The sequence below is a fragment of the Desulfocucumis palustris genome (assembly GCF_002933875.1).
GTDB classification, from domain to species: domain Bacteria; phylum Bacillota; class Desulfotomaculia; order Desulfotomaculales; family Desulfocucumaceae; genus Desulfocucumis; species Desulfocucumis palustris.
Genome location: NZ_BFAV01000093.1, coordinates 1 through 593, shown reverse-complemented (window position 1 = coordinate 593; position 593 = coordinate 1). Strand labels below are relative to the sequence as shown.

At 57.2% G+C, this 593-nt stretch carries 1 protein-coding gene; it reads left to right on the top strand.

Going from position 1 to position 593, the window contains the following annotated elements; genetic code table 11:
- Nucleotides 1-15: 15 nt before the first annotated feature.
- The coding region (locus tag DCCM_RS07235; protein ID WP_231702693.1) for an Rpn family recombination-promoting nuclease/putative transposase at nt 16-593 on the top strand (578 nt) is incomplete at its 3' end.

Below are 593 nucleotides of genomic sequence, written 5' to 3'. Positions count from 1 at the left end.
CGGCTGCTGCAGTACATGGTAGAGGTGTGGCGGGACGTCTACAAGAACACACCGGAGAAAGAGCGGAAGCGCAAGGGCTTCAGGCTTCCGGCCATCGTTCCGGCCGTCCTCTATAACGGCGCGAGAGGCTGGACGGCCCGCAGGAACTTCAGGGAGTACCAGTCTGGGCACGAGAGGTTCCCAGGGCGCTTGCTGGACTTCTCTTACATCCTCTTTGACGTGGTTCGCTACGATGAGGAGGACCTGCACCGTGCGGCCAATGTGGTGTCCAGCGTGTTTTACTTGGACCAGACTGTGGACCCGAGGGAACTGGTGGTCCGGACCAGGAAGCTTGCCGACGTGCTGAAGGGCATGGACCCGGAGGATTTCCGGCAGGTAATGGTATGGCTGAGGAACGTGATCAGGCGCAAGTTGGCAGGACTACTGCAAGAAGAGGTTGACCGTGTACTGGAGAAAACTGGACCCCAGGAGGTGGAGAAGATGATCACCAACATCGAACGGACACTGGACGAGATGCAAAGGGCGGCAGAAGCAAGGGGAATGGAGAAAGGAATTAGAGAAGGTCAAACGAAAGGTAAAATTGAGGGCAAGGT